The 2941-nt window shown below is 42.5% G+C and carries 4 protein-coding genes; all 4 read left to right on the plus strand.

Features of this window, described 5'->3' with window-relative positions:
* The first annotated feature begins 60 nt into the window (after nucleotides 1–60).
* Nucleotides 61–675, plus strand: coding sequence for a master DNA invertase Mpi family serine-type recombinase (locus EV202_RS14850; RefSeq protein WP_131927609.1), 615 nt, complete (start codon nucleotides 61–63; stop codon nucleotides 673–675).
* 238 nt (nucleotides 676–913) lie between these two features.
* On the plus strand, nucleotides 914–1156 hold the full coding sequence (locus EV202_RS14855) for a hypothetical protein (protein ID WP_131927610.1): 243 nt from the start codon (nucleotides 914–916) through the stop codon (nucleotides 1154–1156).
* Between the two features lie 66 nt (nucleotides 1157–1222).
* Nucleotides 1223–2050, plus strand: a complete 828-nt coding sequence (locus EV202_RS14860) for a DNA adenine methylase (protein WP_131927611.1) — start codon at nucleotides 1223–1225, stop codon at nucleotides 2048–2050.
* Between the two features lie 26 nt (nucleotides 2051–2076).
* On the plus strand, nucleotides 2077–2715 hold the full coding sequence (locus EV202_RS14865) for a thymidylate synthase (RefSeq protein WP_131927612.1): 639 nt from the start codon (nucleotides 2077–2079) through the stop codon (nucleotides 2713–2715).
* The last annotated feature ends 226 nt before the right edge of the window (nucleotides 2716–2941 follow it).

Below are 2941 nucleotides of genomic sequence, written 5' to 3' on the forward strand. Positions count from 1 at the left end.
ATCGTCCATCACATCTACGTTTTCAGCTACCATCTAATATTACTAATTTCGCCGGCAAAAATGGTTTACGCATATATCAGGGTATCGACGGATAAACAAACCGTCGAGAATCAGCGGTTTGAAGTGCAGAAATTTGCCACGGAAAAGGGAATAGTAATAGATAGATGGGTGTCGGAAACAGTGTCGGGGATAAAGGCGGCATCCGACCGCAAACTTGGCGGGCTGCTTAAAAGAATGAAGAAGGGGGATATTCTCATCATTACAGAAATTAGCCGGATAGGGAGAAACCTTATGCAGATAATGTCTATTCTAAACCTCTGCATGAGCAAAGAGACCAAAGTTCTTACCGTCAAAGAACGTTACGAGCTTGGAAACAATATCAATTCGCAGATACTTGCCTTTGCTTTTGGATTATCAGCTCAGATAGAGCGCGATCTGATATCTCAGCGGACTAAAGAGGCACTTGCCATGCGCAAGGCTGCCGGTAAAAGACTTGGAAGGGAAGTGGGAAGCAAGAATAGCCACTATAAGCTGACAGGTAAGGAAACACTTATCCGGACAATGCTTGAATACGGTTATTCTAAATCGGCAATATGTCGCAAATTGAAATGCAATCCAAAGACGTTGAATGACCACTTAATAAGAATGAAGGGACTATTGATGTGTGAAAAATAATGTTATCTTTGCAGTTATTGTAATACCCTTGATAGGTTTTTTAGGCTATCAGGTTTTTTTATTTATGGGACGTTTCGGGTGTCATTAAAAGCCCCCGGCCTGTTAATAGTCATCTCACCTACATATTAACCCAAAAACGCTCAGAGCGCACGACCGGGGGCATATATCCTCGTTCGCACTCTGGGCGTTTTTTGGGTTATGTAAGTGAGATTGTGCAAATATACTAAATTTTGTAGTTATGAAGATTATAGAGATATTGAAATTTAATAGGGAGCTAATAAAAAGGTTCAAGATGGCAGGGGTACGTCTGGAAGATGAAGAATTTATTGATTTATACACTGATTACATCGCATTGTTTGAGCATGGCGAAAAGGTATCCTATGCCATAGCGTACTTGTCGGACAAATACAACGTGAGTGAGCGGAAAGTGTACGGGCTTATAAAGCGTTTTCAAAGCGACTGCAAGACTCTTGCAGTATGATTTCTTGCAAAAGTTCTTTTGCTTCACTGAGTATGGCGACCTTTGTCCTATCAAATTAGTTAGACAATGAGAAAGCAATATCTTTCGGCACCGCTTCCTTTCCAGGGGCAGAAGCGGATGTTTGCCAAGGAGTACATCAAGGTACTTCAGCAGCTCCCCGACGGGACAACCTTTGTGGACTTATTCGGAGGCAGCGGGTTGCTGTCGCACATCGCCAAGTGTCAGAAACCTAACTCAACCGTGGTATATAATGACTTTGACGACTACCGCAAACGTCTGGAAGCACTACCTCAGACGAATGCCCTGTTGGCAGAATTGAGAGGGATAGTGGACGTCCCACGCCACAAGGCCATTGTGGGAGTACAGCGTGAGCGGGTGTTGTCGTGTATCCGCAAGCATGAGTATGACCACGGATATGTTGATTATATCACGTTATCCTCGTCTATCCTCTTTTCGATGAAGTATGCTACGAAGTATGCGGACTTGGTAAAGGAGACATTATACAACAACATCAAAGGGGTGGATTATCCGCCTTGCGGCGACTATCTTGATGGGTTGACCATCACCTCTTGTGATTACAAGGAGGTGTTTGAGCGATACAAGGATGTGCCTGGCGTGGTATTTCTCGTCGATCCCCCATACCTGAGCACGGATAGCAAGACCTACAACATGTATTGGACACTATCTGACTACCTTGATGTGCTGACCGTTCTCTCCGGGCATCGCTTTATATACTTCACCTCGAATAAGTCCTCTATCATTGAATTATGCGACTGGATGGGCAGACACCCAAGTGTTGGCGATCCGTTCGAGAACTGCCATCGACGGGAGTTTAATGCGCATATGAATTACAGTGCTGCCTATACGGATATAATGCTTTACACAGGCTTTTAAAACAACATTCTAATACCATTTAAACGATGAATAAGTATTATCAGATACTTGGCAAGATTGTGGAGAAGGGGAAACACCAGACCAACAAGAAAGGAAGTATTAGCTATCTACTTAATGAGCAGCTTTTGTTAACCCCTTCTGATCTGCTTGATATATTTGAAAGTCACGGTATTGCCCGTAAAAAATTAAAAGAAGAGCTGCAGTTGTTTATGCGGGGAGAACGGCAGGTCGAGAAGTACCGCGAGGCTGGTATTAATTGGTGGGATTATTGCGGTTCTGTATTGGTAAACAGCTATCCAACATATTTTGAAAGGCTACCGCCATTGATAGCGAAGATAAATCGCGAAAAGCGCAACAGCAAGAATTATATGCTATTTTTGGGCGAGACGGGCGCAGAAAGCAATCAGGCACCTTGTCTTAGCTTGGTGCAATTCCAAATAGAGAATGGGGAATTAGTGTTATCAGCCTACCAGCGGAGCAGCGATGCGAACCTTGGGTTACCGGCCGACATCTACCACCTCTATCTTATGGCAAGGCAGATAGAATTACCGCTTAAGAGCATAACACTATTCCTTGGCAACGTACACATCTATGATAACAATTTAGATCGCACAAGGCTACTGCTTGATGGTGAAGAGCATGTGAAGTTTAATTTGAACGTCTGAAAAGATGTGACGAGAAAATTCTCATAAATACACAGTATATCTCCCCTCAAGATATATGCAAAGATAGGAAAAATGTATGTATTCTGATATTTTTTGTGTACCGTTTAAAGAGTGTTTTAACACGTCGAAAACAAAATAAAAAAAACACAAATCGATTTGTGTTAACGAAAACGAATTTGTTACATTTCGTTTTGGTAAAGTATCACAAATCGTTTTGCGGTTTTTA

It is taken from the genome of Prevotella heparinolytica (assembly GCF_004342845.1).
In the GTDB taxonomy this organism is placed as follows: Bacteria; Bacteroidota; Bacteroidia; order Bacteroidales; family Bacteroidaceae; genus Bacteroides; species Bacteroides heparinolyticus.

Bases quoted from the DNA above. Each gene is read 5' to 3' on its own strand.
- EV202_RS14855 (WP_131927610.1), top strand. From the start codon at position 914: ATGAAGATTATAGAGATATTGAAATTTAATAGGGAGCTAATAAAAAGG.
- EV202_RS14850 (WP_131927609.1), top strand. From the start codon at position 61: ATGGTTTACGCATATATCAGGGTATCGACGGATAAACAAACCGTCGAG.
- EV202_RS14860 (WP_131927611.1), top strand. From the start codon at position 1,223: ATGAGAAAGCAATATCTTTCGGCACCGCTTCCTTTCCAGGGGCAGAAG.
- EV202_RS14865 (WP_131927612.1), top strand. From the start codon at position 2,077: ATGAATAAGTATTATCAGATACTTGGCAAGATTGTGGAGAAGGGGAAA.